24 protein-coding genes and 2 pseudogenes are annotated in these 26573 nt (G+C 71.2%); 23 read left to right on the forward strand and 3 right to left on the reverse strand.

Annotation, left to right across the window (positions count from 1 at the left end; translation table 11 throughout):
- Window positions 1-67 precede the first annotated feature (67 nt).
- The 3 genes from AC3EUJ_RS10815 (at window position 68) to AC3EUJ_RS10825 (ending at window position 1580) form a co-directional block, all read left to right on the forward strand.
- On the forward strand, window positions 68-532 hold the full coding sequence (locus AC3EUJ_RS10815) for a helix-turn-helix domain-containing protein (protein ID WP_431960866.1): 465 nt from the start codon (window positions 68-70) through the stop codon (window positions 530-532).
- On the forward strand, window positions 525-884 hold the full coding sequence (locus AC3EUJ_RS10820; protein ID WP_431960867.1) for a DUF4180 domain-containing protein: 360 nt from the start codon (window positions 525-527) through the stop codon (window positions 882-884). Before AC3EUJ_RS10815 ends, AC3EUJ_RS10820 begins: the two co-directional genes overlap by 8 nt.
- A gap of 300 nt (window positions 885-1184) precedes the next feature.
- On the forward strand, window positions 1185-1580 hold the full coding sequence (locus AC3EUJ_RS10825; protein WP_431960869.1) for a hypothetical protein: 396 nt from the start codon (window positions 1185-1187) through the stop codon (window positions 1578-1580).
- Between the two features lie 250 nt (window positions 1581-1830).
- Here AC3EUJ_RS10825 and AC3EUJ_RS10830 read toward each other — a convergent pair whose 3' ends face one another.
- Window positions 1831-2616: a C40 family peptidase gene (locus AC3EUJ_RS10830; RefSeq protein WP_431960870.1), complete on the reverse strand. Its 786-nt coding sequence runs from the start codon at window positions 2614-2616 to the stop codon at window positions 1831-1833.
- 555 nt (window positions 2617-3171) lie between these two features.
- Here AC3EUJ_RS10830 and AC3EUJ_RS10835 point away from each other — a divergent pair.
- From AC3EUJ_RS10835 to AC3EUJ_RS10930, 20 genes and pseudogenes are all read left to right on the forward strand, one after another.
- Entirely contained in the window at window positions 3172-3531 is a 360-nt protein-coding gene (locus tag AC3EUJ_RS10835; protein WP_018558791.1) for an NADH-quinone oxidoreductase subunit A, read from the forward strand.
- Between the two features lie 15 nt (window positions 3532-3546).
- Window positions 3547-4101 carry a NuoB/complex I 20 kDa subunit family protein gene (locus AC3EUJ_RS10840; RefSeq protein WP_018558792.1) on the forward strand — a complete coding sequence of 185 codons (555 nt, stop codon included), beginning with the start codon at window positions 3547-3549 and terminating at the stop codon, window positions 4099-4101.
- Window positions 4098-4835, forward strand: a complete 738-nt coding sequence (locus AC3EUJ_RS10845) for an NADH-quinone oxidoreductase subunit C (protein WP_431960871.1) — start codon at window positions 4098-4100, stop codon at window positions 4833-4835. The genes AC3EUJ_RS10840 and AC3EUJ_RS10845 overlap by 4 nt, the downstream gene beginning before the upstream one ends.
- The gene (locus AC3EUJ_RS10850; protein ID WP_431960872.1) at window positions 4832-6175 is read left to right on the forward strand and encodes an NADH-quinone oxidoreductase subunit D; all 1344 of its coding nucleotides are present in this window, start codon (window positions 4832-4834) and stop codon (window positions 6173-6175) included. The genes AC3EUJ_RS10845 and AC3EUJ_RS10850 overlap by 4 nt, the downstream gene beginning before the upstream one ends.
- Before the next feature lie 26 nt (window positions 6176-6201).
- Window positions 6202-7029 carry an NADH-quinone oxidoreductase subunit NuoE gene (nuoE, locus tag AC3EUJ_RS10855; RefSeq protein WP_431960974.1) on the forward strand — a complete coding sequence of 276 codons (828 nt, stop codon included), beginning with the start codon at window positions 6202-6204 and terminating at the stop codon, window positions 7027-7029.
- A gap of 2 nt (window positions 7030-7031) precedes the next feature.
- Entirely contained in the window at window positions 7032-8363 is a 1332-nt protein-coding gene (gene nuoF, locus AC3EUJ_RS10860; RefSeq protein ID WP_431960975.1) for an NADH-quinone oxidoreductase subunit NuoF, read from the forward strand.
- Window positions 8360-10861: an NADH-quinone oxidoreductase subunit G gene (locus AC3EUJ_RS10865; RefSeq protein ID WP_431960873.1), complete on the forward strand. Its 2502-nt coding sequence runs from the start codon at window positions 8360-8362 to the stop codon at window positions 10859-10861. Before nuoF ends, AC3EUJ_RS10865 begins: the two co-directional genes overlap by 4 nt.
- Entirely contained in the window at window positions 10858-12195 is a 1338-nt protein-coding gene (gene nuoH / locus AC3EUJ_RS10870; RefSeq protein WP_431960874.1) for an NADH-quinone oxidoreductase subunit NuoH, read from the forward strand. Before AC3EUJ_RS10865 ends, nuoH begins: the two co-directional genes overlap by 4 nt.
- The gene (gene nuoI / locus AC3EUJ_RS10875; protein WP_431960875.1) at window positions 12188-12844 is read left to right on the forward strand and encodes an NADH-quinone oxidoreductase subunit NuoI; all 657 of its coding nucleotides are present in this window, start codon (window positions 12188-12190) and stop codon (window positions 12842-12844) included. Before nuoH ends, nuoI begins: the two co-directional genes overlap by 8 nt.
- Entirely contained in the window at window positions 12841-13689 is an 849-nt protein-coding gene (locus tag AC3EUJ_RS10880) for an NADH-quinone oxidoreductase subunit J (RefSeq protein WP_431960876.1), read from the forward strand. Before nuoI ends, AC3EUJ_RS10880 begins: the two co-directional genes overlap by 4 nt.
- Entirely contained in the window at window positions 13686-13985 is a 300-nt protein-coding gene (gene nuoK, locus AC3EUJ_RS10885) for an NADH-quinone oxidoreductase subunit NuoK (protein ID WP_431960877.1), read from the forward strand. The genes AC3EUJ_RS10880 and nuoK overlap by 4 nt, the downstream gene beginning before the upstream one ends.
- Before the next feature lie 12 nt (window positions 13986-13997).
- Window positions 13998-15896: an NADH-quinone oxidoreductase subunit L gene (nuoL, locus tag AC3EUJ_RS10890; RefSeq protein ID WP_431960878.1), complete on the forward strand. Its 1899-nt coding sequence runs from the start codon at window positions 13998-14000 to the stop codon at window positions 15894-15896.
- A complete protein-coding gene (locus tag AC3EUJ_RS10895) occupies window positions 15896-17491 on the forward strand; it encodes an NADH-quinone oxidoreductase subunit M (RefSeq protein WP_431960879.1) in 1596 nt (531 codons plus the stop codon). The genes nuoL and AC3EUJ_RS10895 overlap by 1 nt, the downstream gene beginning before the upstream one ends.
- The gene (gene nuoN, locus AC3EUJ_RS10900; RefSeq protein WP_431960880.1) at window positions 17488-19140 is read left to right on the forward strand and encodes an NADH-quinone oxidoreductase subunit NuoN; all 1653 of its coding nucleotides are present in this window, start codon (window positions 17488-17490) and stop codon (window positions 19138-19140) included. Before AC3EUJ_RS10895 ends, nuoN begins: the two co-directional genes overlap by 4 nt.
- 141 nt (window positions 19141-19281) lie before the next feature.
- Window positions 19282-19449: pseudogene (locus tag AC3EUJ_RS10905) on the forward strand (ATP-grasp domain-containing protein); the annotation flags it as partial.
- Window positions 19446-20650: pseudogene (locus AC3EUJ_RS10910) on the forward strand (FAD-dependent oxidoreductase); the annotation flags it as partial. The pseudogenes AC3EUJ_RS10905 and AC3EUJ_RS10910, both read left to right, overlap by 4 nt.
- 425 nt (window positions 20651-21075) lie before the next feature.
- Window positions 21076-22062 carry a polyprenyl synthetase family protein gene (locus AC3EUJ_RS10915; RefSeq protein WP_431960976.1) on the forward strand — a complete coding sequence of 329 codons (987 nt, stop codon included), beginning with the start codon at window positions 21076-21078 and terminating at the stop codon, window positions 22060-22062.
- Between the two features lie 256 nt (window positions 22063-22318).
- Window positions 22319-23581 (forward strand): LolA family protein, encoded by a 1263-nt coding sequence (locus tag AC3EUJ_RS10920; RefSeq protein ID WP_431960881.1) that lies wholly within the window; start codon window positions 22319-22321, stop codon window positions 23579-23581.
- A 40-nt stretch (window positions 23582-23621) separates the two neighbouring features.
- Window positions 23622-24587 (forward strand): ABC transporter ATP-binding protein, encoded by a 966-nt coding sequence (locus tag AC3EUJ_RS10925; RefSeq protein ID WP_431960882.1) that lies wholly within the window; start codon window positions 23622-23624, stop codon window positions 24585-24587.
- A complete protein-coding gene (locus tag AC3EUJ_RS10930) occupies window positions 24574-25446 on the forward strand; it encodes an ABC transporter permease (RefSeq protein WP_431960883.1) in 873 nt (290 codons plus the stop codon). The genes AC3EUJ_RS10925 and AC3EUJ_RS10930 overlap by 14 nt, the downstream gene beginning before the upstream one ends.
- A gap of 10 nt (window positions 25447-25456) precedes the next feature.
- Here AC3EUJ_RS10930 and AC3EUJ_RS10935 read toward each other — a convergent pair whose 3' ends face one another.
- Together AC3EUJ_RS10935 and AC3EUJ_RS10940 are read right to left on the reverse strand one after the other, a co-directional pair.
- Complete coding sequence (locus AC3EUJ_RS10935) at window positions 25457-26038, reverse strand: flavodoxin family protein (RefSeq protein ID WP_431960884.1); 582 nt, start codon at window positions 26036-26038, stop codon at window positions 25457-25459.
- 70 nt (window positions 26039-26108) lie between these two features.
- Window positions 26109-26558, reverse strand: a complete 450-nt coding sequence (locus AC3EUJ_RS10940) for a VOC family protein (protein ID WP_431960885.1) — start codon at window positions 26556-26558, stop codon at window positions 26109-26111.
- Window positions 26559-26573 lie beyond the last annotated feature (15 nt).

Here is a 26573-nt window from a genome sequence, read left to right on the forward strand (position 1 = left end):
GTCACGCGGCTGCGGGGGATTACCTGAACAACTCTTTCGTTACCCCTACAGGGTAGGATGCGTACTTATGGAGAGGGACTGGTTGTCCGTCGAGCAGGTCGCGGACCGGCTCGGTCTGCACGTGCGGACGGTCCGCGGCTACATCCGCGACGGCCGACTGAAGGCCGTGCGCATCGGCAAGCAGTACCGCGTCGCCCGGGCCGACCTGGACGCCCTCACCGGCAGGCCGGCGGCCGCCGACCGGCACCGGGTGGAGGTCTCGGCCGTCGTCGAGGTCGAAGGCATCGGGGCGGCCGCCGCCGACCGCCTGGGCACCCTGCTCGTGGCCGGCGCCCAGATGGCGCGGGACCCCCACGAGTTGGCCCGGGTCCGGACGGTCTACGACGACGAACGCTCGCGGCTGAAGGTCGTGGTGCTCGGCGGCGCCGCGGCGACGGCGGACGTCCTGCGCACCATCGACGGCGTCCTGGGAGGGGAGAACGACATGTTCCCGGAGGAGCGGACCGAGGACCCGGAGGCGGACCGTGGCTGACGTGGTGACCGAGCGGCGGGGCGTTCCCGTCCTCGTCTGCGGCGAGGAGGGCGCGCGGATCTCCGGCGTCCAGGACGCGCTCGACGTGATCGGATCCGCCTTCCACCGGGCGGAGGTGGTGGCCGTCCCCGTCGGCAGGCTGGACGAGCGGTTCTTCGCCCTGCGCACCGGACTGGCGGGGGAGATCCTGCAGAAGTTCGCCAACTACCGCATACGGCTTGCCGTCGTGGGCGACGTCTCGGCGTACACCGGGGCCAGTACGGCCTTTCGGGACCTGGTCCGCGAGTGCAACCGCGGCGACCGCGCGTGGTTCGTCGACGACCTCGGGGCGCTCGACGCCCGCCTGGGCTGACCGGACGCCGGCTCGCCACCGGAGCGAACTCCCGGCGCCGTGGCCTTCGTTGTTCCGCCGGGCACCGCGGTGCGCCGGGACGGGTGGTGAACTTTGGTGCCCCGCCCGCACGTTCGCGCGGGCCCGGGTGGAGGCAGGCGGGCGGGGCGGTCCGCCATTCTCTGACATCGATGTCGTTGACATCGATGTCAGGCGCGTCTGCCCCGGAGTCAGCTCGCGCCCGAAATGCGGGATTTGAGGCGTTGTGCTCATACTTTTGATCACTGCTCGGGGATCCGTGATCAAGAGAAGGGTGCAGTCATGAGCACGCGCATAACCCAGGTTCTGGCCGCCGCTGCCGCATCGGTCCTGCTCGCCGGAGGGGGCGTGCTCGCCGCCGGCCCGGCCTCGGCGGCACCCACGGACAACCGTCCGAGCGACCGCAGGGGCGACGACCGGCGTGACGACGACCGGCGGGGCGACGACCGGCGGGGCGACCGGCGTGACGAGGACCGGCGGGGCGACGGCCGTCACGACGACGACCGGCGGGGCGACCGGCGGGGACAGTGCTCGTTCGGTTCGGGCTCCTGGAAGCTGGAGTACCGCCCCGGACGCCTGGTGCGGGTCTCCAGCCACGGCCGCGTCAAATGGGTCCGCACGCCGGGCCACTGGGTCAGGGTCTGGCACGGCGGAGGCCGTGACTGCCACCGTCGATGAACCCGGAGCCCGGCCACCCGCCACGGCGGAGCCGGGCTCCGGCCCGTGAGCCCCCTCCGGGGCTCCCCCGGTCGTCCGGCCCCGTGTGCGGTACCTCTCCTTGCGGCGGGGCCGGACCTTCGTGTGCGGCCGCCTGCCGCGGGGTGCGATGCGGCGGCTCCCCTCGCGGCGGCGGACCGCACGGGCACGGAACGGAGGAGGCCGCCGGCCCGGTGCGGGGCGGCGGCCTCCGTGGGGACGGGGCGCGTGATCAGAGCACGCGGACGGCGGACGTCGGCATGTAGTTGGACATCTGCTGGATGACGACGCCCTTGCTCGGGTTCGCCGCGTCCAGGTACTGCCCGCCGCCGATGTAGACGGCCACGTGGTAGGCGGAGCCGACGCCGCCCCAGAAGACGAGGTCGCCCGGCTGGACCGCGCTCACGGACACGGGGGTGCCGAAGGTCGACTGCGCCTGCGAGGTGCGCGGCAGCTCGACGCCGATGGTGCGGAAGGCGGCCTGGGTGAGACCGGAGCAGTCGTACGCGCTGGGGCCCGTGGCGCCGTAGACGTACGGCTTGCCGACCTGGGCCTTCAGGAAGCCGATGACGGAGGCGACGCTGCCCGTCGCGGTGGAGGAGGAGGCGGCCAGCGCGGTGCGCCCGGCGGAGCGGGACGCGGTCGCGGTCCCGCGCGCCTTGGCGGCCTTGGCCGCGGCGCGGGCCCGCGCGTCGGCGGCGGCCTTCTTCTTCTGGGCGGCCTTCATGGCCGCGGTGCGTGCCTGCGCGCGGGCGGCGTCCAGCTGCTGCTCGACGACGGTCTCGTCGATGGCGTCAGCGGCCTGCGCGGCGGTGGCGGTGGTGGAGAGGGCGGGGATGACGGGGATGCTCCCCGTGGTCGCCGGGTCGGTGGCCGAGGGCTCGGCGTTCGCCGAAGACGACATTCCGGTCAGGGCGAGCGTTCCGATGACGCCGCCGGCGACTCCTGCGCGGCGCACCCAGTTGGGGCTCTGCGAGGCGCGTCGCCGGCGGCGTATATGCGAGGTCTGAAGGGACATGAAGACTTGGGTATCAGGCCCGGTCGGTTCCGTTCAACAAAAGTGTGATGCGCCACAGTTGGCTCCGGACCAGTGGTATTGTCCCTTTTTTGATCTTCCTTATTCAGGGCGTTCCGGACATTCAACTTCAAATCCTCGTGCGCGCGTTCACGTGCTCCGGGCCGCCGTCAGCGCGGCGTTTCACGGCTCACCCGCACGGGTGGCGAGTCGCTACCACGTCCTCCGGTCCGGCTCCAATTTGCCTCGACTCGTCGCGTCCTGATAGTGCGGCACCCCTGTTTACCAGCGGAAACACAGGAGAATGTGACTTCTGGTGATCGTTTGGGATTACTGAGTGAGAAGATCACCGCTCATCCCCGTTCATGATCGTTCGACGGGTGGCGGAGATCACAAAGGCCAGAGTGAACCCCGTGTCGCAGATCACAGACCAGGAGGCATAGGATGCGGGCAGTCTGGGCTTGTGAACTGCCTCACATGGGGTCGATCCAGGTGGCGCGGGGCGCATGTCCGGGCACGGTCCGTCATCAGTCATCGTCGACTGGAAGGAGCGGGGACGTGAATGCCTACGCGCCCATCCTCGTGCTGGGCGGCCTCGGGGCCGGCTTCGCGATCTTCTCCGTGGTCATGGCCTCCATCATCGGCCCGAAACGGTACAACCGGGCCAAGTTGGAGGCGTATGAGTGCGGCATCGAGCCGACTCCGCATCCGGCCGGGGGTGGCCGTTTCCCGATCAAGTACTACCTGACGGCGATGCTCTTCATCGTCTTCGACATCGAGATCGTCTTCCTCTACCCCTGGGCCGTCACCTTCGACGCCCTGGGGGTCTTCGGGCTCGTCGAGATGCTCCTCTTCGTGCTCACCGTCTTCGTCGCCTACGCCTACGTCTGGCGGCGCGGCGGCCTGGAATGGGACTAGGGGCGGAGAATAGCCATGGGTATTGAAGAGAAGCTGCCGAGCGGGTTCCTGCTCACCTCCGTCGAGGCGGCGGCCGGCTGGGTCCGGAAGGCATCGGTCTTCCCGGCCACGTTCGGTCTCGCGTGCTGCGCCATCGAGATGATGACGACCGGGGCCGGGCGGTACGACCTGGCCCGCTTCGGCATGGAGGTCTTCCGCGGGTCCCCGCGCCAGGCGGACCTGATGATCGTGGCCGGCCGGGTGAGCCAGAAGATGGCCCCCGTCCTGCGCCAGGTCTACGACCAGATGCCGAACCCCAAGTGGGTGATTTCGATGGGGGTCTGCGCATCGAGCGGCGGGATGTTCAACAACTACGCAATTGTGCAGGGTGTTGACCATGTGGTGCCCGTTGACATTTATCTCCCTGGATGTCCGCCGCGTCCCGAAATGCTGATGGACGCCATCCTCAAGCTCCACCAGAAGATCCAGCACAGCAAGCTCGGCGTGAACCGCGAAGAGGCCGCGCGCGAGGCGGAGGAAGCGGCGCTGAAGGCGCTGCCGACGATCGAGATGAAGGGGCTCCTCCGATGACGGATTCCCCGGACACCCCGAACCCGGACAAGGACGTCAACGCGGCCGGGCTGCCCGGCCAGCGCGGCGACCACGGGGAGGCGATCCGCGTCCAGCGCGGCATGTTCGGCGCCCGGGGCGGCGGTGACACCTCCGGGTACGGCGGCCTGGTGCGCACCGTGCGGCTGCCCGGGGCGGCGAGCCGTCCGTACGGCGGCTGGTTCGACGACGTCGCCGACGAACTCGAGGGCGCGCTGGAGGAGCAGGGCCTCCTCCCGGACAACGCGATCGAGAAGGTCGTCGTGGACCGCGGCGAGATCACCTTCCACGTCGTGCGCGAGCACCTGCCCGTGGTCGCCAGGACCCTGCGCGACGACCCCGCGCTGCGCTTCGAGCTCTGCACGGGCGTGAGCGGCGTCCACTTCCCCGAGGACAAGGGCCGCGAGCTGCACGCCGTGTACCACCTGCGCTCGATCACCCACAACCGGCTGATCCGGCTGGAGGTGAGCGTCGCCGACACGGACCGGCACATCCCGTCGCTCGTCGAGGTCTACCCGACCAACGACTGGCACGAGCGCGAGACCTACGACTTCTTCGGGATCGTCTTCGACGGTCACCCCGCCCTGATCCGGATCATGATGCCGGACGACTGGCAGGGCCACCCGCAGCGCAAGGACTACCCCCTCGGCGGCATCCCCGTCGAGTACAAGGGCGCCCAGATCCCTGCTCCGGACCAGCGGAGGTCGTACTCGTGAGCACGCACGACTTCAGGCAAGCACCCCAGCAGGCCGAGGAGCGGGAGACCACCGAGGGCCGGGTTTTCACGGTCACCGGCGGCGACTGGGACGAGCTGGCCGAGACCATCGGCAAGGCCGACGACGAGCGCATCGTCGTCAACATGGGCCCGCAGCACCCCTCCACCCACGGTGTGCTCCGGCTGATCCTCGAGATCGACGGCGAGACGGTCACCGAGGCCCGCTGCGGCATCGGCTACCTCCACACCGGCATCGAGAAGAACATGGAGTTCCGGACCTGGACCCAGGGGTCCACGTTCGTGACGCGCATGGACTACCTGACGCCGTTCTTCAACGAGACGGCGTACTGCCTGGCGGTGGAGAAGCTGCTCGGCATCACCGACGCGGTCCCGGACCGGGCCTCGGTCATCCGCGTGATGCTGATGGAGCTGAATCGCATCTCCTCGCACCTGGTGGCCATCGCCACCGGCGGTATGGAGCTCGGCGCCACCACGATCATGATCTACGGGTTCCGCGACCGCGAGATGATCCTGGACGTCTTCGAGCTGATCACCGGCCTGCGGATGAACCACGCGTACATCCGCCCGGGCGGCCTCGCCCAGGACCTGCCGCCCGGCGCCGTGGACCAGGTCCGCGAGTTCGTGAAGAAGTTCCGCAAGAACCTCCCCGAGTACGACAAGCTCGCCACCGGCAACCCGATCTTCAAGGCCCGCATGCAGGACGTGGGTTACCTGGACCTGGCCGGCTGCATGGCGCTGGGCGCCACCGGGCCGATCCTCCGCTCCACCGGCCTGCCGCACGACCTGCGCAAGTCCCAGCCGTACTGCGGCTACGAGAACTACGAGTTCGAGGTCCCGACCGTCGACACCTGCGACTCCTACGGGCGGTTCCTGCTCCGCCTGGAGGAGATGCGGCAGTCGCTGGACATCGTCGAGCAGTGCCTGGACCGGCTGCAGCCCGGCCCGGTGATGGTCGCCGACAAGAAGATCGCCTGGCCCGCGCAGCTGGCGCTCGGCCCGGACGGGCTCGGCAACTCGCTCGACCACATCAAGAAGATCATGGGCACCTCCATGGAGGCCCTGATCCACCACTTCAAGCTGGTGACCGAGGGCTTCCGGGTCCCGGCCGGCCAGGCCTATGTCGCCGTCGAGTCGTCCAAGGGCGAACTCGGCGTCCACGTGGTCAGCGACGGGGGCACCCGCCCCTTCCGCGTCCACTTCCGCGACCCGTCCTTCACCAACCTGCAGTCCATGGCGGCGATGTGCGAGGGCGGCCAGGTCGCCGACGTCATCGTCGCGGTGGCGTCCATCGACCCCGTGATGGGAGGCGTCGACCGGTGACAGAGGTATCACTCGGCATCCCCGCGATGCCCGCGCCGGACTACCCGGCCGACGTACGGCAGCGGTTGGACGCGGACGCGGCGAAGATCATCGCGCGCTACCCCGGCAGCCGCAGCGCCCTGCTGCCGCTGCTGCACCTGGTGCAGGCCGAGGAGGGCCATGTCTCCCGTACCGGCGTCCGCTTCTGCGCCGAGCAACTGGGGCTGACCACGGCGGAGGTCACCGCGGTGGCCACGTTCTACTCGATGTACCGGCGCAGGCCCTCCGGCGAGTACCAGGTCGGGGTCTGCACCAACACCCTGTGCGCCGTCATGGGCGGCGACGCGATCTTCGACGAGCTCAAGCGGCACCTCGGCGTCGAGAACGGCGAGACCACCGACGACGGCAAGATCACGCTGGAGCACATCGAGTGCAACGCGGCGTGCGACTTCGCTCCGGTGGTGATGGTCAACTGGGAGTTCTTCGACAACCAGGACCCCGAGTCGGCCAAGCGGCTCGTCGACGAACTCCGCGCCGGCCGCACCGTCGAACCCACCCGCGGCGCTCCTCTGTGCACGTACAAGGAGACGTCCCGGATCCTCGCCGGGTTCCCCGACGAACGCCCCGGTGCCGTCGAGGCGAGCGGCGGCGCGGGCCCCGCCTCGCTGGCGGGCCTGCGGCTCGCCCGCGGCGAGTCCCTGCCGGGCAGCGGCGCGGGCGTGCCCCGTCAGCCCTCCGCCCCGCCGCAGGACGAGACGCCCGCGGCCCACCTCAGCTCCCACGACGCCCCGCTGGACTCCGCGGTCTCCGACCCGGAGCACCCGGCGGGCCCGGTCACGCAGGAGCGTCCGACGGAAGGCGAGGAGGAGCGGTGACCATGGTCGACTCGGCGGAGAAGGTGCTGTCGCCCGTTCTCTCGGCCTTCTGGGACGATCCGCAGTCCTGGACGCTCAAGACGTACCGCCGGCACGAGGGCTACGAGGGCCTGCGCAAGGCGCTCGCCATGCCCCCGGACGACGTGATCGCCCTCGTCAAGGAGTCGGGACTGCGCGGCCGCGGCGGCGCCGGCTTCCCCACCGGGATGAAGTGGCAGTTCATCCCGCAGGGCGACGGCAAGCCGCACTACCTCGTCGTCAACGCGGACGAGTCGGAGCCCGGCACCTGCAAGGACATCCCCCTGCTCTTCGCCAATCCGCACTCGCTCATCGAGGGCATGGTGATCGCCTGCCACGCGATCCGTTCCCACCACGCCTTCATCTACCTGCGTGGTGAGGTCGTCCCCGTGCTGCGGCGGCTGCACCACGCGGTGGACGAGGCGTACAAGGCAGGCTTCCTCGGCAAGGACATCCTGGGCAGCGGCTTCGACCTGGAGCTGACCGTGCACGCCGGCGCGGGCGCCTACATCTGCGGTGAGGAGACGGCGCTGCTCGACTCCCTGGAGGGACGCCGCGGCCAGCCCCGGCTGCGCCCGCCCTTCCCGGCGGTCGAGGGTCTGTACGCCTGCCCGACGGTGGTCAACAACGTCGAGTCCATCGCCTCGGTGCCGTCGATCCTGCACAAGGGCAAGGACTGGTTCCGCTCCATGGGCAGCGAGAAGTCCCCGGGCTTCACGCTCTACTCGCTCAGCGGCCACGTCGCCAACCCCGGCCAGTACGAGGCCCCGCTGGGCGTCACGCTGCGCCAGCTGCTGACCCTCAGCGGCGGGATGCGCCCCGGCCACAAACTGAAGTTCTGGACCCCGGGCGGCTCCTCGACGCCGATGTTCACCGACGAGCACCTCGACGTCCCACTGGACTACGAGGGCGTCGGCGCCGCGGGTTCCATGCTCGGCACCAAGGCGCTGCAGTGCTTCGACGAGACGACCTGCGTGGTGCGGGCCGTCACCCGCTGGACCGAGTTCTACGCCCACGAGTCCTGCGGCAAGTGCACCCCCTGCCGTGAGGGCACCTACTGGCTCGTCCAGCTGCTCCGGGACATCGAAAGCGGGGCGGGCTCGTTGGCGGACCTCGACAAGCTCGCCGACATCGCCGACAACATCAACGGAAAGTCCTTCTGCGCCCTCGGCGACGGAGCGGCCAGCCCGATCTTCTCCTCCCTCCAGTACTTCCGCGACGAGTACGTGGAGCACCTGGAGGGCCGCGGCTGCCCCTTCGACCCGTCCAAGTCCACGGCCTGGGCCGACAAGTCTCACCTGGAGGTGAACGCGTGACCGTCACCACCAACGCCGCTTCCGGTGAGGCGGCGGTGCCGCCCGAGGACCTGGTGTCCGTCAGCATCGACGGCATCGAGATCTCCGTGCCCAAGGGCACCCTGGTGATCCGTGCCGCCGAACTGATCGGCATCGAGATCCCGCGCTTTTGCGACCACCCCCTCCTCGACCCCGTCGGCGCCTGCCGCCAGTGCATCGTCGAGGTCGAGGGCCAGCGCAAGCCGATGGCGTCCTGCACCATCACCTGCACCGACGGGATGGTCGTCAGGACCCAGCTCACCTCCGACGTCGCGGACAAGGCCCAGCGCGGGGTGATGGAGCTGCTGCTCATCAACCACCCGCTGGACTGCCCCGTCTGCGACAAGGGCGGCGAGTGCCCGCTGCAGAACCAGGCGATGTCCGCCGGCCAGGCCGACACCCGCTTCGAGGGCCGCAAGCGGACCTACGAGAAGCCGGTCCCGATCTCCACCCAGGTGCTGCTGGACCGCGAGCGCTGCGTGCTGTGCGCGCGCTGCACCCGCTTCTCGCAGCAGATCGCCGGCGACCCGATGATCGAGCTGGTGGAGCGCGGCGCGCTGCAGCAGGTCGGCATCGGCGAGGGCGACCCCTTCCAGTCGTACTTCTCCGGTAACACCATCCAGATCTGCCCGGTCGGCGCCCTGACCTCGGCGGCCTACCGCTTCCGGTCCCGGCCCTTCGACCTGGTCTCCTCGCCGAGCGTGTGCGAGCACTGCGCGGGCGGCTGCGCCACCCGTACCGACCACCGGCGCGGCAAGGTCATGCGCCGGCTCGCGCAGGACGACCCCGAGGTCAACGAGGAGTGGATCTGCGACAAGGGCCGCTTCGGGTTCCGCTACGCGCAGCGCCCCGAGCGGCTCACCACCCCGCTGGTCCGCAACGCCGGCACCGGTGAACTGGAGCCCGCGAGCTGGCCCGAGGCCCTTCAGGCCGCGGCCCGCGGACTCGCGGCGGCCCGCGGCCGCACCGGCGTGCTGCCCGGTGGCCGGCTCACCGTCGAGGACGCGTACGCCTACGCCAAGTTCGCCCGTGTCGCCCTCGACACCAACGACGTCGACTTCCGGGCCCGCGTCCACTCCGCGGAGGAGGCCGACTTCCTGGCGGCCGTCGTGGCGGGCCGCGGACGGGACCTGTCCGGCGACGGCGTCACCTACACCCTGCTGGAGAAGGCCCCCGCCGTCCTGCTGGCCGGACTGGAGGCCGAGGAGGAGGCGCCCGGCGTCTTCCTGCGGCTCCGCAAGGCCTGGCGGAGGCACAAGCAGCGCACCTTCGCGCTGGCCCCGTTCGCCACCCGCGGCCTGGAGAAGGCGGGCGGCACCCTGCTGCCCGCCGCGCCGGGCACCGAGACCGAGTGGCTGGACGCCCTGGCCAGTGGCGTGGGCCTCGACGGCAACGGCACCACCGCCCATGAGGCGCTGCGCGCCGAGGGCTCCGTCGTCCTGGTCGGCGAGCGGCTGGCGGCCGTGCCCGGCGCGCTCACCGCGGTCGTACGTCTCGCCCGGGCCACCGGCGCCCGGCTGGCGTGGATCCCGCGCCGCGCGGGCGAGCGCGGCGCCGTCGAGGCGGGCACCCTGCCCGGGCTGCTGCCCGGCGGCCGCCCGGTCACCGATCCCCGGGCCCGCGACGAGGTCGCAGAGATCTGGGGCGTGGCCACGATCCCGTCCCGCCACGGCCGCGACACCGCCGGGATCCTGGAGGCGGCGGCGAGCGGGGAACTCGGCGCGCTGCTGGTCGGTGGCGTCGAACCGGCCGACCTGCCCGACCCGGCCGGGGCCCGCGCGGCCCTGGACGCGGCGGGCTTCGTGGTCAGCCTGGAGCAGCGCCCCGGCGAGGTCACCGACCGGGCGGATGTCGTCCTGCCGGTCGCCGCGGTCGCCGAGAAGGCCGGCGCCTTCCTCAACTGGGAGGGGCGGGTCAGGCTCTTCGAGGCCGCGATCAAGCCGGCCCAGCAGGTCCAGCGCCACCAGTACCCGGACGCCCGGGTGCTGACGATGCTGGCCGACGCGATGGACGTCTCGCTCGGCCTCGCCGACGTCCGCTCGGCCCGCGCCGAGCTGGCCCGGCTCGCCCCGTACGAGGGCCCGCGCGCCGCGGGCCCGCAGGAGACCGGCCGCCCGCTGCCGAAGCCCGGCAGCGGCGAGGCGGTCCTCGCGGGCCACCGGCTGCTCCTCGACCAGGGCCTGCTGCAGCAGGGCGACGACGCCCTCGCCGGCACCCGCCACCCGGCGGTCGCCCGCCTGTCGGCGACCACCGCCGAGGAGATCGGCGTCGCCGAAGGGGAGCCGTTGGAGGTGTCCGGTCCGCTGGGCACGGTCCGGCTGCCGCTGCAGGTGACGGCGATGGCCGACCGGGTCGTGTGGGTGCCCCTCAACTCGGCCGGCGGGGGAGTCGCCTCGGACACCGGCGCCCTGCCGGGCCAGGTCGTCCGGATCGCCCCGGCCGCCGTGGACGCCGCTGCCGCACCGGAGGTGACCCCGTGACGGGACTGACGACGCTCGCCGCCGAGGACCTGTCCCTGTTCGGGCGGGACCCGTGGTGGCTGATCGCCATCAAGGCGGTCTTCTGCTTCGCGTTCCTGATGGTGACCGTGCTCTTCTCCATCGTGTGGGAGCGCAAGGTCGTCGCGTGGATGCAGCTGCGCATCGGCCCCAACCGGCACGGTCCCTGGGGCATGCTGCAGTCGCTCGCCGACGGCGTGAAGCTGATGCTCAAGGAAGACCTCATCGTCAAGAAGGCCGACAAGGTCGTCTACGTGCTGGCCCCGATCGTGGCGGCCATCCCGGCCTTCATGGCGGTCGCGGTGATCCCCTTCGGCCCGGCGGGCAACGAGATCTCCATCTTCGGCCACCGCACGCCGATGCAGCTCACCGACCTGCCGATCGGCGTCCTCTACATCCTTGCCACCGCGTCCGTCGGCATCTACGGCATCGTGCTGGCCGGCTGGTCCTCCGGCTCGACGTATCCGCTGCTCGGCGGACTGCGCTCCTGCGCGCAGATGATCTCCTACGAGATCGCGATGGGCGTCGCCTTCGCGTCGGTCTTCCTCTACTCCGGCTCGATGTCGACCTCGCAGATCGTCGCCCAGCAGGAGGACCGCTGGTACGTGCTGCTGCTGCCGGTGTCCTTCATCATCTACATCGGCACCATGGTCGGTGAGACCAACCGCGCGCCGTTCGACATGCCCGAGTCCGAGGGCGACCTGGTCGGCGGCTTCAACACCGAGTACTCCTCGATCAAGTTCGCGCTCTTCATGCTCGCCGAGTACGTGAACATGGTGACGGTCTCGGCGGTGGCCACCACCCTCTTCCTGGGCGGCTGGCGGGCCCCGTGGCCGATCAGCACCTTCTGGGAGGGCGCCAACCACGGCTGGTGGCCGCTGCTCTGGTTCGTGATCAAGGTGCAGCTGCTGCTCTTCTTCTTCATCTGGCTGCGCGGCACGCTGCCCCGCGTCCGCTACGACCAGCTGATGAAGCTGGGCTGGAAGGTCCTGATCCCGGTCTCGATGGTGTGGCTGATGCTGGTCGCCACCGTCCGGGCGCTGCGCAACGAGAACTACGACTTCCAGTCGATCGTGCTCTACGTCGGCGGCGGCGTGGTCCTGCTGCTCCTGGTCTCGCTGGTCTTCGACGTCTTCCGCGACCGCGGCGACAAGGCCCGGGAGACGGCCGAACAGGCCGGGCCGCAGGAGCCGTTCGACCCCATGGCGGGCGGGTTCCCCGTACCGCCGCTGCCCGGCCAGGAGCTGCCGCCCGTCCCGCGGCGGCCGTCCCGTGCGGAGCGTCAACTCGTAGGCAAGGAGGCCGACGATGCCTGAGTTCCTGGGCCCGGTAGCCGGCTTCGGCGTGACCTTCAAGGCCATGTTCAAGAAGCGGCTGACCGAGCAGTACCCCGAGGAGAAGAAGCCGACCGCGCCGCGGTTCCACGGCCGCCACCAGCTCAACCGGCACCCGGACGGGCTGGAGAAGTGCGTCGGCTGCGAGCTGTGCGCCTGGGCCTGCCCCGCCGACGCCATCTACGTCGAGGGCGCCGACAACACCGACGAGGAGCGCTACTCGCCGGGCGAGCGCTACGGCCGCGTCTACCAGATCAACTACGCCCGCTGCATCCTGTGCGGGCTGTGCATCGAGGCCTGCCCGACCCGGGCGCTGACGATGACCAACGAGTACGAGCTCGCCGACAGCAGCCGCGAGTCGCTGATCTTCACCAAGGAGCAGCTGCTCGCGGGCCTGGACGAGGGCATGGTCGACACCCCGCACGCGATCTTCCCCGGCATGGACGAGGGCGACTACTACCGCGGCGCGGTGACGCACGCGGCCCCGGGCACCGAGCGCCAGGTCGCGGTCTCCAAGGGCGAGAAGCCGGACGAGACGGTGCGGGCCGAGCGGGACCGCGAAGGCGCGGCGGACGTGCAGGTCCCCGCGACGGGCGGCACCGCTCCGGCCGGGACGGGAGGCGAGGCATGAACGGCGTGACCACCCTGACGACGCTGGCCGCGTACACCACCTCCACAGGGGAGGCGGTCCAGTTCTGGGTGCTCGGCACCGTCGCGGTGCTCGGCGCGCTCGCGACCGTGCTGATGAAGAAGGCCGTGCACAGTGCACTGTCGCTCGCCGGGACGATGCTCGTCCTGGCGGTCTTCTACCTGGCCCAGGGCGCGTACTTCCTCGGCGTCGTCCAGATCGTCGTCTACACCGGCGCGATCATGATGCTCTTCCTCTTCGTCGTCATGCTGGTCGGCATCACCGCTGCCGACTCGCTCAAGGAGACGCTGAAGGGGCAGCGCTGGCTGGCCGCCGGAGCAGGCATCGGCTTCGGCGTACTGCTGATCGCCGGCATCGCCAACGCCTCGATCAAGAACTTCCAGGGGGTCGGCCAGGCCAATGCCGGCGGCAACGTCGAGGGACTCGCCTCGCTGATCTTCACCAAGTACGTGTGGGCCTTCGAGATCACCGGCGCGCTGCTCATCACCGCCGCCGTCGGCGCGATGGTCCTCACCCACCGCGAGCGCACCGAGGCCCGCGCCACCCAGCGCGAACTCAGCCTACGGCGCGTGCGGGAGGCCGTGTCGTCCGGCCGGCAGCCCGGGGCGTCGGGCTCCGCCTGGCCCCTTCCCACTCCGGCCCCCGCGCCCGGCGTCTACGCCCGCAACAACGCGGTCGACGTCCCCGGCCTGCTGCCGGACGGCACGGCCTCGGAGCTCAGCGTCAGCCCGACGCTGCGCGGCCGCGGCCAGTACCGGGACGTGTCCGCGGAGGCGGTCGCCAAGGTCGCCGAGCTGGAACAGCGCTCCGAGGAGGCGTCGAAGTGAATCCGGTCAACTACCTGTACCTGTCGGCGCTGCTGTTCACGATCGGCGCGGCCGGGGTGCTCATCCGGCGCAACGCGATCATCGTCTTCATGTGCGTCGAGCTGATGCTGAACGCCTCCAACCTGGCGTTCGTCACCTTCTCCCGCATGCACGGCAACCTCGACGGCCAGATCATCGCCTTCTTCACGATGGTCGTCGCCGCCGCGGAGGTCGTCGTGGGCCTGGCGATCATCGTGACGATCTTCCGCTCCCGCCACTCGGCCTCGGTCGACGACGCCAGCCTGATGAAGCTCTAAGGGGTAGCGACAGTGGACTACTTGATCGGATGGCTCGTCCTCCTGCCGCTGCTGGGGGCCGGCGTGCTGCTCACCGGCGGCCGGAGGCTGGACCGCGCGGGCCACTGGATCGGCACCACGCTCGCGGGGGTGTCCTTCGTCGTCGCGGCGGTGCTCTTCTTCGACATGCTGGGCCGCGGCGGCGAGGACCGCGCGCTGCACTCGACCGCCTTCACCTGGCTCTCGGTCGGCGGCTTCCACGCGGACGTGGCCTTCCAGCTCGACCAGCTGTCGATGACCTTCGCTCTGCTGATCACCGGTGTGGGCACGCTCATCCACATCTACTCGATCGGCTACATGGAGCACGACGAGCGGCGCCGCCGCTTCTTCGGCTACCTCAACCTCTTCCTCGCGGCGATGCTCCTGCTGGTCCTCGCCGACAACTACCTGCTGCTCTACGTCGGCTGGGAGGGCGTGGGCCTCGCCTCGTACCTGCTGATCGGCTTCTGGCAGCACAAGCCCAGCGCGGCGACCGCGGCCAAGAAGGCCTTCATCGTCAACCGCGTCGGCGACGTCGGCCTGTCGATCGCGATCATGCTGATGTTCACCACCTTCGGGACCTTCACCTTCGAGCCGCTCTTCGGCCAGGTGGACCAGGCGGGCGAGGGCGTCCTGACCGGCATCGGCCTGATGTTGCTGCTCGCCGCCTGTGGCAAGTCGGCCCAGGTCCCGCTGCAGTCCTGGCTCGGCGACGCGATGGAGGGCCCGACCCCGGTCTCGGCCCTGATCCACGCCGCGACGATGGTGACCGCCGGCGTCTACCTGATCACCCGCTCCGGCGTGATCTTCAACGCCGCACCCACGGCCCAGATCGCCGTGGTGACGGTCGGCGCGGTCACGCTGCTCTTCGGTGCGATCGTCGGTTGCGCGAAGGACGACATCAAGAAGGCCCTGGCCGGCTCGACGATGTCGCAGATCGGCTACATGGTGCTGGCCGCGGGCCTCGGCCCGATCGGCTACGTCTTCGCGATCATGCACCTGGTCACCCACGGCTTCTTCAAGGCCGGGCTTTTCCTCGGCGCCGGATCGGTCATGCACGGCATGAACGACGAGGTGGACATGCGCAAGTTCGGCGGCCTGTGGAAGTACATGCCGGTCACCTTCGCCACCTTCGGGCTCGGCTACCTGGCGATCATCGGCTTCCCGGGCCTGTCCGGCTTCTACTCCAAGGACAAGATCATCGAGGCCGCCTTCGCCAAGGGCGGCACCGAGGGCTGGATCCTCGGCGGCGCGGCCCTGCTGGGCGCGGCGATCACCGCGTTCTACATGACCCGCGTGATGGTGATGACCTTCTTCGGCGAGAAGCGCTGGCAGCCCGACGCGGACGGCCACGAGCCGCACCCGCACGAGTCGCCGAAGTCGATGACGATCCCCATGATCGTCCTGGCCTTCGGCTCGGTCTTCGCCGGTTTCCTGTTCAGCTTCCACGAGGCATTCGTGAAGTGGCTGGAGCCGGTCACCGGTCACGAGGAGGGCCACCCGCCGATCGGCGCGGGCGCCGTCACCGGCGCCACGATGGTGGTCATGGTGCTCGGCGTGGCCCTGGCCTGGGCCATGTACGGTCGCCGCCCCGTCCCCTCCGTCGCCCCGCGGGCCAGTTGGCTCACCCGCGCCGCCCGGCGCGACCTGCTCCAGGACGACTTCAACCACGTCGCCCTGGTGCTCCCCGGCGAGTACCTCACGCGCGGCCTGGTCTACGTGGACCACAAGGGTGTGGACGGCGTCGTCAACGGCACCGCGGCCGCCGTCGGCGGCCTCTCCGGCCGGATGCGCCGGCTCCAGAACGGTTATGTGCGCAGCTACGCCGTGTCGATGCTGGCGGGCACCGCGGTGCTGGTCGCCGCGACGCTGCTGATGAGGGGTGTTGCCTGATGTCCATCCCCCTGCTCACGCTGACCGCCGGGCTGCCGGCGCTCGGCGCGATCGCCACCGCCGCGGTGCCGGCGGCGCGGCGCGGGGCCGCCAAGTGGCTCGCGCTGCTCGTCTCAGTGGCGACGCTCGTGCTGGCCGCCGTCGTCTTCGTGCGCTTCGACCCGGGCGGGGCCCGGTACCAGCTCACCGAGTCCCACGCCTGGATCGCCGACTTCGGCGTCCGCTACGAACTCGGGGTGGACGGCATCGCCGTCGCGCTGATCGGGCTGACCGCGCTGCTCGTACCGTTCGTCATCGCCGCGGGCTGGCACGACGCCGACCCCCTGGAGGAGAAGAACCCGGACCGCCGCTGGCGCCCCACCCAGGGCTTCTTCGCGCTGATCCTGCTGGTCGAGGCGATGGTGATCATCTCCTTCGAGGCCACGGACGTCTTCCTCTTCTACATCTTCTTCGAGGCCATGCTCATCCCGATGTACTTCCTCATCGGCGGCTTCGGGGACCGTGCCCACGAGCACGGCGAGGAGGAGGCGGCCCGTCAGCGCTCCTACGCGGCGGTGAAGTTCCTGCTCTACAACCTGGCCGGCGGGCTCATCATGCTGGCCGCGGTCATCGGGCTCTACGCCGTCACCGCCGACCAGCTCGGCCAGGGCACCTTCTCCCTGCAGGAAATCCTGCAGTCCCGGGCGTCCGGCAAGCTCGACATGTCCACCACCGCCGAACGCGCCCTGTTCCTGGGCTTCTTCTTCGCGTTCGCGGTCAAGGCCCCGCTGTTCCCGCTGCACACCTGGCTGCCCAACGCCATGGGTGAGGCCACGGCGCCGGTCGCGGTGCTCATCACCGCGGTCGTCGACAAGGTCGGCACCTTCGCGATGCTCCGCTTCTGCCTCCAGCTCTTCCCCGAGGCCAGCAAGTGGGCGACGCCAGTGATCCTGGTGCTGGCGCTGGTCAGCATCATCTACGGCGCCCTGCTCGCCGTCGGCCAGCGCGACATCAAGCGGCTGATCGCGTACGCGTCCATCTCCCACTTCGGCTTCATCATCCTGGGCATCTTCGCGCTGACCTCCCAGGGCCAGGGCGGGGCGACGCTGTACATGGTCAACCACGGCATCTCCACCGCCGCGCTGATGCTGGTCGCCGGCTTCCTGATCTCCCGCCGCGGCTCCCGCCTCATCGCGTCCTACGGCGGGGTGCAGAAGGTGGCCCCGGTGCTGGCCGGCACCTTCCTGATCGGCGGTCTGGCCACGCTGTCGCTGCCGGGGCTCGCGCCCTTCGTCAGCGAGTTCCTCGTCCTCGTCGGGACGTTCAGCCGCTACCCGGCCGTCGGGATCATCGCCACCACGGGCATCGTCCTCGCCGCGCTGTACGTCCTCGTCCTCTACCAGCGGACGATGACCGGCCCGGTGAAGGCCGAGGTGCAGGGGATGCCCGACCTGAAGGTCCGGGAACTCGCCGTCGTGGCACCGCTGATCGCGCTGCTGATCGTGCTCGGCGTGTACCCGAAGCCGCTGACGGACGTCGTCAACCCGGCGGTGCAGCAGACGCTCTCCGACGTGCACAAGACCGACCCCAAGCCGGCGCTGGAGGCATCCAAGTGAGCAGCACAGTTGCTGTCCACAGCCTGTGGACAACGGCGGCACCGCTCGCCGCCGACAAGATCAACGCGCCGAAGATCGAGTACGCCCAGCTCGCTCCCGTCCTGATCGTCTTCGGTGTGGCCATCCTCGGCATCCTCATCGAGGCGTTCCTGCCGCGGCGCCTGCGCTACACCGGTCAGGTCGGCCTCGCGGTGATCGGCATGGCCGCCGCCTTCGCCGCGGTCGTGGCGCTCGCGGCGGGCGGGTACGCCACGACAAAGGCGCACATCGCCGCCATGGGCGCGGTCGCCGTCGACGGCCCGGCCCTCTTCCTGCAGGGCACGATCCTGCTGGTGGGTCTGGTCGGGGTCTTCACCTTCGCCGAGCGCCGGCTCGACCCCAAGGCGCACGGCCGCAACGTCGACTCCTTCGCCGCGCAGGGCTCCGCGGTGCCCGGCAGCGACCAGGAGAAGGACGCCGTCCGGGCCGGTTTCACCACCACGGAGGTCTTCCCGCTGCTGATGTTCGCCATCGGCGGCATGCTGATCTTCCCGGCGGCCAACGACCTGCTGACGCTCTTCGTGGCCCTGGAGGTCTTCTCCCTCCCGCTCTACCTGCTCTGTGCCCTGGCCCGGCGGCGTCGCCTGATGTCGCAGGAGGCGGCGGTCAAGTACTTCCTGCTGGGCGCCTTCTCCTCGGCCTTCCTGCTCTTCGGCATCGCCCTGCTGTACGGCTACGCGGGCACGGTCTCCTACTCCGGCATCGCGTCGGTCGTGGACGGCACCGCCAAGCTCACCCCGGCGCTCGCCGACACCGCGGGCAACGACGCGCTGCTGCTCATCGGCGCCGCGCTGGTCGGCATGGGCCTGCTGTTCAAGGTGGGCGCCGTGCCGTTCCACATGTGGACGCCGGACGTCTACGAGGGCGCGCCGACCCCGGTCACCGGCTTCATGGCCGCGGCCACCAAGGTCGCCGCCTTTGGCGCGCTGCTGCGGCTGCTCTACGTGGTCCTCCCGGAGCTGCGCTGGGACTGGCGGCCGGTGCTGTGGGGCGTCGCGATCCTCACGATGCTGGTCGGCGCGATCGTCGCGGTCACCCAGACCGACGTGAAGCGTCTGCTCGCGTACTCCTCCATCGCGCACGCCGGGTTCATCCTGGCCGGTGTCATCGCGACCACGCCGGAGGGCGTCTCCTCGGTGCTCTTCTACCTGGCGGCGTACTCCTTCGTGACGCTGGGCGCCTTCGCGGTCGTCACGCTGGTGCGCGACGCCGGCGGGGAGGCCACGCACCTGTCGCGCTGGGCGGGTCTGGGGCGGCGCTCACCGCTGGTGGCCGCGGTCTTCGCGGTCTTCCTGCTGGCCTTCGCCGGCATCCCGCTGACCTCCGGGTTCGCCGGGAAGTTCGCGGTGTTCAGCGCCGCCGCGCAGGGCGGCGCGGTGCCGCTGGTGATCGTGGGTGTGATCTCGTCCGCGATCGCGGCGTTCTTCTACATCCGGGTCATCGTGCTGATGTTCTTCAGCGAGCCGAAGGTGGACGGTCCCACGGTCGCCGTGCCCTCGCCGCTGACGTCCACGGCCATCGCGGTGGGTGTCGCCGTCACCCTGGTGCTGGGTGTCGCGCCCCAGTACTTCCTGGACCTCGCGAGCCAGGCGGGCGTCTTCGTCCGCTGACCCCCTCGCACGGCCCGAGCGCCCCGTGACCGGCTCCCCGGTCACGGGGCGCCGTGCTGTCGCGGCCCGGCCGCGCGGAGCCGTCACGGCCGGATCGCGCCAATCCATCCGGGAGCCGTCTTTCCGGCGTGCGTTCGCCCGCCGCACGCCCCCGGCCGCGCCACCGGCACCGAACTGGCCTGGCCGGCCGCCGACGGGCTGCGGCCGTTCCTCACCATGCTCGCCCGCTTCCTGCGGCCCGGCGCCCGGCACCTGCTGCGGATGTACCGGTCACGACGTCGAACCGCGATGCGAAGGGAACACCCATGACGACGCCCGTCGCTGTGATCGGCGCCGGCCCGTGCGGTCCGTCCACAGCCGCACACCTGCGCGAACGAGGAATCGCCCTACGCACCTTCGGCAACCCCATGGTCAGCCGGCGCGAGAACATGCCCTCCGCCATGACTCCTGAAGTCCACCCCCGCCGCATCCAGCATCTCCGCCCGCCCGGCCCGGCCACACCCTGCGCGACTTCTGCCTGGACGCCGGGGAGCGGCCGCTGGTCACCGACTGGGACCTGATCCCCGCCGGGACCTTCGTCCGCTACGGCCACCGGTTCCAGGAGCGGCTCGTCCCCGACCTGGGACAGGTCAAGGCGGTGTCCGTGGACCGGGCCGCGACAGGCGGCTTCGAGCGCGAGCCCGGTTCCGGCGAGCAGTTCCGGGCCCGGGCGGTCGTCGTCGGCGGCGGAGCGCACGGCTTCGCGCACACGCCCGGTGTGCTGCGCCGGGTCACGCCCGACGGACCGTCGGTGACGGGACCCGTCTCGCACAGCTCCCAGCACACCGACCTGGGCCGGCTCACCGGCGCGAGGCGGTCGCCGTGGGCGCCGGGCAGTCCGCGGTGGAGAGCGCCGTACTGCTCGCGGAGGCGGGCGCCACCGTACGGCTGCCGGCCCGCGGGCGGCGCTCCGTGGGCTTCGGCGACCCGCCGGACCGGCAGCCGCGCCTGCAGCCCGAGTCGCCCTTCGGGCGGGCCTGGCCCCTGTACGCCTTCACCTACCACGCCCGGTATGTCCGGGGCCTGCCCGCGCCCCTGCGGGTGTACCTCGCGCGCCGCGTGCCGGGCCGCTGGATGCCTGGTGGCCGCGGGAGCGCTTCGAGGGCAAGGCCACCGTCAGCGGGGACCACACCCTGCGCGGCGCCTGCCTGGACGAGGGCGGCAAGGCCGTGCTGTCCACCGCCGCTCCCGGCGGCCGGGCGGCCGAGTTCCGCGCCGACCACGTGAGGGCCGCCACCGGCTACCGCGTCGACCTGGAGGCGCTGGACTTCCTCGGGTCCGAGCTGCGTGCCGAGCCGGCCCGTACCGGCGGCTCGCCCCCCGGCTGGGCGCCGGCTTTGGCTCCTCCGTTCCGGGGCGTACTTCACCGGCCTGCCCGCCGCGGCCACCTTCGGGGCCGGTGCTGCGCCTCGTGTGCGGCACGGAGTGGGCCTCGCCGCGACCGGCGGCGGCGGTGACGAAGGCGTACGGGCGCTGGGCGGGTCCCGCGCCCCGGCCCGCGCGGCCATCCACGGCGTGGCTCCCCGCACTTGGCGCGGGCCGCGCCGTTCGGCGTGCGCGCCGGGAGCCGTACGGCGGGCGGGCATGGCGGGCGGCTCGCGGGGAAGGCGCCAGTGGCACGAGGTCCTTCGCGGAGCCCGCTCCGGGCGCCCCGCAAGGGGTGGTCCGAGGCGGCGGTGGGGGCCCGCGACCGGGCGCGGACCCGGGGAAGACCGGTCGCACAGGCGGGCAAAACCGGGCGTAGTGGCCCGAGGGGGCCATGCCCTCGCAGTGATCGAGAGGCGACCGGTTACTCTGCCGGTGTAGTACAGCGCCACGCCGCACGCCGCAGAAGCGATCTCAGCGACAGGAGAATCCCAGGTGACGACGGTCGTCGGGCCCTTCGGGCTGAGCGTAATGGACGAGGACCTCGAGTCCGGGGTCCGGGCCGGGCTGTCCGCCGTCGAGGAGGGCCTCATGGAGGCCACCAAGAGCGATGTGCGGTTCATCACAGAGGCGGCCCGCCACCTCGTGCACGCGGGCGGGAAGCGGTTCCGTCCGCTGCTGGTGCTGCTGGCCGCCCAGTTCGGCGACCCGCACGCTCCGGGCATCGTGCCGTCGGCCGTGGTGGTGGAGCTGACGCACCTGGCGACGCTGTACCACGACGACGTCATGGACGAGGCCGCGGTGCGCCGCGGCGTGCCGAGCGCCAACGCCCGCTGGGACAACTCGGTCGCCGTGCTGACCGGCGACTTCCTGTTCTCCAAGGCCTCGCACATACTGGCCGACCTCGGGCCGGAGGCCGTACGCATCCAGGCCGAGGCCTTCGAGCGGCTGGTCACCGGGCAGATCCTGGAGACCGTCGGCCCGCGGGACGGACGCGACCCGATCGACCACTACCTGGAAGTCATCGCCGGCAAGACGAGCTCGCTGATCGCCGTCTCGTGCCGCTTCGGCGCGATGATGTCCGGCGCGGACGAGAGCGTCGTCGACATCGTCACCCAGTACGGGGAGCGCGTCGGCACGGCCTTCCAGCTCGCCGACGACGTGCTGGACATCGCCAGCGACTCGCACGAGTCCGGCAAGACCCCGGGCACGGACCTGCGCGAGGGCGTACCGACCCTGCCGGTGCTGCACCTGCGTTCGGCCGTGGCCAAGGCGGGCGGCTTCGCGTCGGCGGACGACCGGCGGCTGTGCGAACTGCTGGACGGCGATCTGACGGACGACCGGCGGCACGCCGAGGCGCTGGCGCTGCTGCGCGCCCACCCGGCGCTGGCTCAGGCCCGGCGCGACACCGTGCGCTACGCGGACGAGGCGCGGGCCCTGCTGGCACCGCTGCCCGACTGCGCCGCCAAGCGGGCCCTGGAGGGCCTGTGCGACGCCGTGGTGCACCGCGCGGGCTAGGAGCCCGGGACGGGCCGTCCCCGGCGCCGACGCGGCCCGTGCGGCCACCGGGTGAGGCGCCCTGTGCCCTGAGTCGTGGTCAGGGACCGTCATCCCAGGGGTGTACGCCGAGTTGATCCCGGCGGGCGATGCGCCCGAGTGGCGCGATTGATGGGATAAGAGGCAGCACCACACGGCGGATCGGGCGACAATGGCCCGAGGTGGACGAGTGCGACGCTGACGAGAACCCGCCGTTGACGACGGAGGTAGGCACGTAATGGCACCCATCCAGCCCATGGACGACGACCGGGAACCCCGGCGGCGGACCAAGGCGATACGTTACGCGGTCCCGGTGGCGGCGGCGGGAGTCGCCGCGGCGACCATCGGGCTCGTTCCGGCGCTCGCGAACGCGGGCAGCCCGGAGCTGCCCAAGATCACGGCCGAGGAGCTGATCGCGAAGGTCGCGGCCTCGGACACCCAGACGATCTCCGGCTCGGTCCGCATCAGCACGGACTTCGGCCTGCCGGCCGTGCTGAGCGGCGCCACGGGAGCCGCCGGGCCCTTCGGCGGCGGTGGTGGTGGCGCCGGCGGCCGCGGGGACTCATCGGCCGACCCGAGGGAGCAGCTGACCCAGTTGCTGGCCGGCTCCCACACCCTGCGCATCGCGGCCGACGGCCCGCAGAAGCAGAGGGTGTCGATCGTCCGGAACGCCGCGGAGTACAGCCTCGTCCACAACGGTGACGAGGTCTGGGCCTACGACAGCGGCAGCAATCAGGCGTATCACCTGACCGGTCTCCCGCGCGACGCGCGGGGCGAGGACTCGGCCAAGGGCGACCGCGAACTGCCCGAGGGCTGGCCGGCCACCCCGCAGGAGGCCGCGAAGAAGATCCTCGACGCGACGGACGACAGCTCCACCGTCACGGTGGACGGCACCGCGCGCATCGCCGGGCGGGACGCCTACCAGCTGGTGATCAGGCCCAAGGCCGCCGACTCCACGGTCGGGGCGATCCGGATCGGCGTGGACGCCGGCACCGGTGTGCCGCTGAAGTTCACTCTCTCCCCGAGCGGCGGAGGCAAGGCCGTCGTCGACGTCGCCTTCACCAAGGTCGACTTCTCCCGGCCCGCCGCCTCGACCTTCGACTTCACCCCGCCCAAGGGGGCGAAGGTGACGACGGAGAAGGCCGACGGGAAGGCCGGGCGGGAGGCCCGCGAGGCGCACGAGGAGCTCGGTGACCTCGGCGGCCTGGACGGTCTGGAGGGCCTGGGCGTCCTCGGCAAGGGCTGGGACTCCATCGCCGAGCTGAAGCTGCCGCGGGAGGCGCTGAACGCCGACCCGTCCAAGGGCGGGGACAAGGCCCCCGGCCTTGGCGGGCAGGGGCTGCTCGGTACCTTCGGCAAGGAGGTCAAGGGTGACTTCGGCACCGGCACGGTGCTGGGCACCCGCCTGGTGAACGCACTGATCACCGACAGCGGCAAGGTCTACGTGGGCACCGTGACCCAGGACGCCCTGATCAAGGCCGCGGACGCGGCCGCGAAGTAGAGCGCGCAGCAGGGCACCGGCACGCAGCGAAGGAGCGCCGATGGGGGAGCCGTCCGCCGAGTCCGGTGAGCACGCGATCTCCACGAGCGGACTCACCAAGAGGTACCGCGGCGGACAGCTCGCCGTCGACGGCCTCGACCTCGCCGTACCCCGGGGCAGCGTCTTCGGCTTCCTGGGGCCCAACGGCTCCGGGAAGACGACGACGATCCGCATGCTCATGGGGCTCATCGACCCGACCTCCGGTACGGTGCGGGTGCTCGGTGAGCCGATGCCGCGCGCGGTGCGCAACGTCCTGCCGCGCGTGGGCGCGCTGATCGAGGGCCCCGCCCTCTACGGCTTCCTCTCCGGCCGGGACAACCTGCTGCGCTTCGACGCGGCCGATCCGACCGCCGGTCCCCGCACCCGCGGGGACCGGGTCGACGCGGCCTTGGAGAGGGTGGGCCTGGCCGCCGCCGCGGGCAAGAAGGCGCGTGCCTACTCGCTCGGCATGAAGCAGCGGCTCGGCCTGGCCGCGGCGCTGCTGCGGCCCCGTGAGCTGCTGGTGCTGGACGAGCCCACCAACGGCCTGGACCCGCAGGGCATGCGGGAGATCCGCTCGCTCGTCCGCGAGCTGGCGGCGGACGGCACCACGGTCTTCCTCTCCTCCCACCTCCTCGACGAGATCGAACAGGTCTGCACCCACGCCGCCGTGATGTCCCGCGGCAAGCTGATCACCCAGGGCCCGGTGGAGGCGCTGTCCTCCGCCGGCCGTCTGGTGGTCACCACCCCCGACCCCGCCGAGGCGGTGCGGGTCCTGAAGGAGCGCGGGGTCACAGGTCTCGCCGCCGACGGCGACCGGGTCACGGGGGAACTGGCCCAGGACCCGGCGGCGCTCCCCGAACTCGCCGACCTCAATGCCGCACTGGTCGCCGCCGGAGTCCGCGTCCGCGGCTTCGGCGTCGAACGGGCTTCACTGGAGGACGCGTTCGTCGCGCTGACCGGAGAGGGCTTCGATGTCGCAGGCTGACACCCTGACCACCGGGCCGGTGTGGCCGATCCGCTCGCTCGGGCTGTTCCGCAGCGAGCTGGTGACCGTGCTGCGCCGCTGGCGCACCGTGGCCCTGCTGGCCGTCCTGGCCGGGGTCCCGGTGCTCATCGGGATCGCGGTGCGGATCGAGACCGGTGACGGCGGCTCGGCAGGCGGCGGCGGCGACGGCCCGGCCTTCGTCGCGCTGATCACCAACAACGGTCTCTTCCTGGTCTTCGCCTCGCTCGCCGCGACGCTGCCGTTCTTCCTCCCCATGGCGATCGGTGTCGTGGCCGGTGACGCCATCGCCGGCGAGGCCAACGCGGGCACCCTGCGCTATCTGCTGGTCGCCCCGGCCGGGCGCACCCGTCTGCTGGTCTCCAAATACGCCTCCGTCCTGGCCTTCTGCCTGATCGGCACGCTCGTCGTGGCCGTCTCGGCACTGGTTACCGGCGCGTTGCTCTTCCCGCTCGGCGACGTCACCCTGCTGTCGGGCACGACGGTTCCGTTCTCCGAGGGGCTGCTGCGCGCCCTGCTGGTCGCCCTGGTCGTGACCGCCTCGCTCACCGGCATCGCCGCGCTGGGCCTGTTCATCTCCACGCTCACCAACAGCGGCATCGCCGCCATGGCCACGACCGTGGGCCTGCTGATCACCGTGCAGATCGTCGACACCATCCCGCAACTGCACGCCGTGCAGCCCTACCTCTTCCCCCACTACTGGCTGAGCTTCGCCGACCTGGTCCGCGCCCCCGTCTACTGGGACGAGATGCGCAGCAACCTCCAGCTCCAGGCCCTTTACGTCGCCGTGTTCGGGTCCGCGGCCTGGGCCCGTTTCACCACTCGCGACATCACGGCCTGAGCCCAGGCGGTCAGCTGAAGAAGGTCTTCGCCCGGCCCAGCGCCGCCGTGTCCCGCAGGATGTCACCCGGCCTGCTGCCGTAGCCCAGCAACGCCCCGCCCCAGCGCATACCGGCGTAGTCCGCCGTGTGCCGCAGCGTCCCCACCAGCGGGGCCGCCGTCGCCGGGTCCCGGCCGCCGTGCACGGTCACCGACCACAGGGTCTTGCCACGCATCCGCTCCAGGAAGTCCAGCCCGGGCACGCGCATCCAGCCCGACCAGTGGTCCAGGTAGAGCTTGGTGCCGGTCGAGACGCTGTACCAGTGCAGCGGTGAGACCACCACGATGTCGGTGGCCGCCAAGGTGGCCTCCAGAAGCGTCGCGGCGTGTCCTGTCGGCGCGGGATAGCGGCCGTCGCCGTCGTGCCGTCGGTCCTCGAAGAGCGGCAGCGGCAGATCCTTCAGCCGCAGCCAGCGTCGGTCCACCGTCGGCGGAAGCTGCTCGGCGGCGTGCCGCGCCAGCATCTCCGTGTTGCCGTCGGCGCGGGTGCTTCCCACCAGGAACAGGAACGACCGCTCTGAGTCCGACACCCCGTCATCTCCTTGCGTATGCATTAGTTGCGTATGCATGGAGATGTTTTCATCGCTCCGCCTCCGTCGTCAAGGCGAGTGCCGGAGCCGAGGGTCACGCGACGTCGAACTCGTTCCCCTCCGGGTCTGCCATGGTGACCCAGGTGCCGGAGGGCTCCGCTATCCGCCGCAGCACCTTCGCGCCCAACCCCTCCAGCCGGGCCACTTCCGCCTCCAGCCGGCCGGTGCCCGGGTGGAGGTCGATGTGCAGCCGGTTCTTCACCGTCTTGGCCTCGGGCACCCGCTGGAACAGGATGCGCCGCCCGAGGCCCGAGCCCTTCTCCTCGTCGTACGGGTCCTCGGGGTGGCGCACGCCGGCCAGGTCCCGCCAGGCCCTCCGGCCGGCCGCCTCGGTCAGAAGATCCTCCGTGACGGCGCCGAACCCCAGCAGCTTCTCGATCAGCACGCTGTGGTCCTCGAGCGTGTACTCCAGGGCCTCCGCCCAGAAGGCGGCCTGCCGGTGCGGATCCGCCGCGTCGATCACGAGCTTCCAGTGAACTGCCATGCCGTGCCCCCTCGT

The sequence above is a fragment of the Actinacidiphila sp. bgisy160 genome (genome assembly GCF_057707815.1).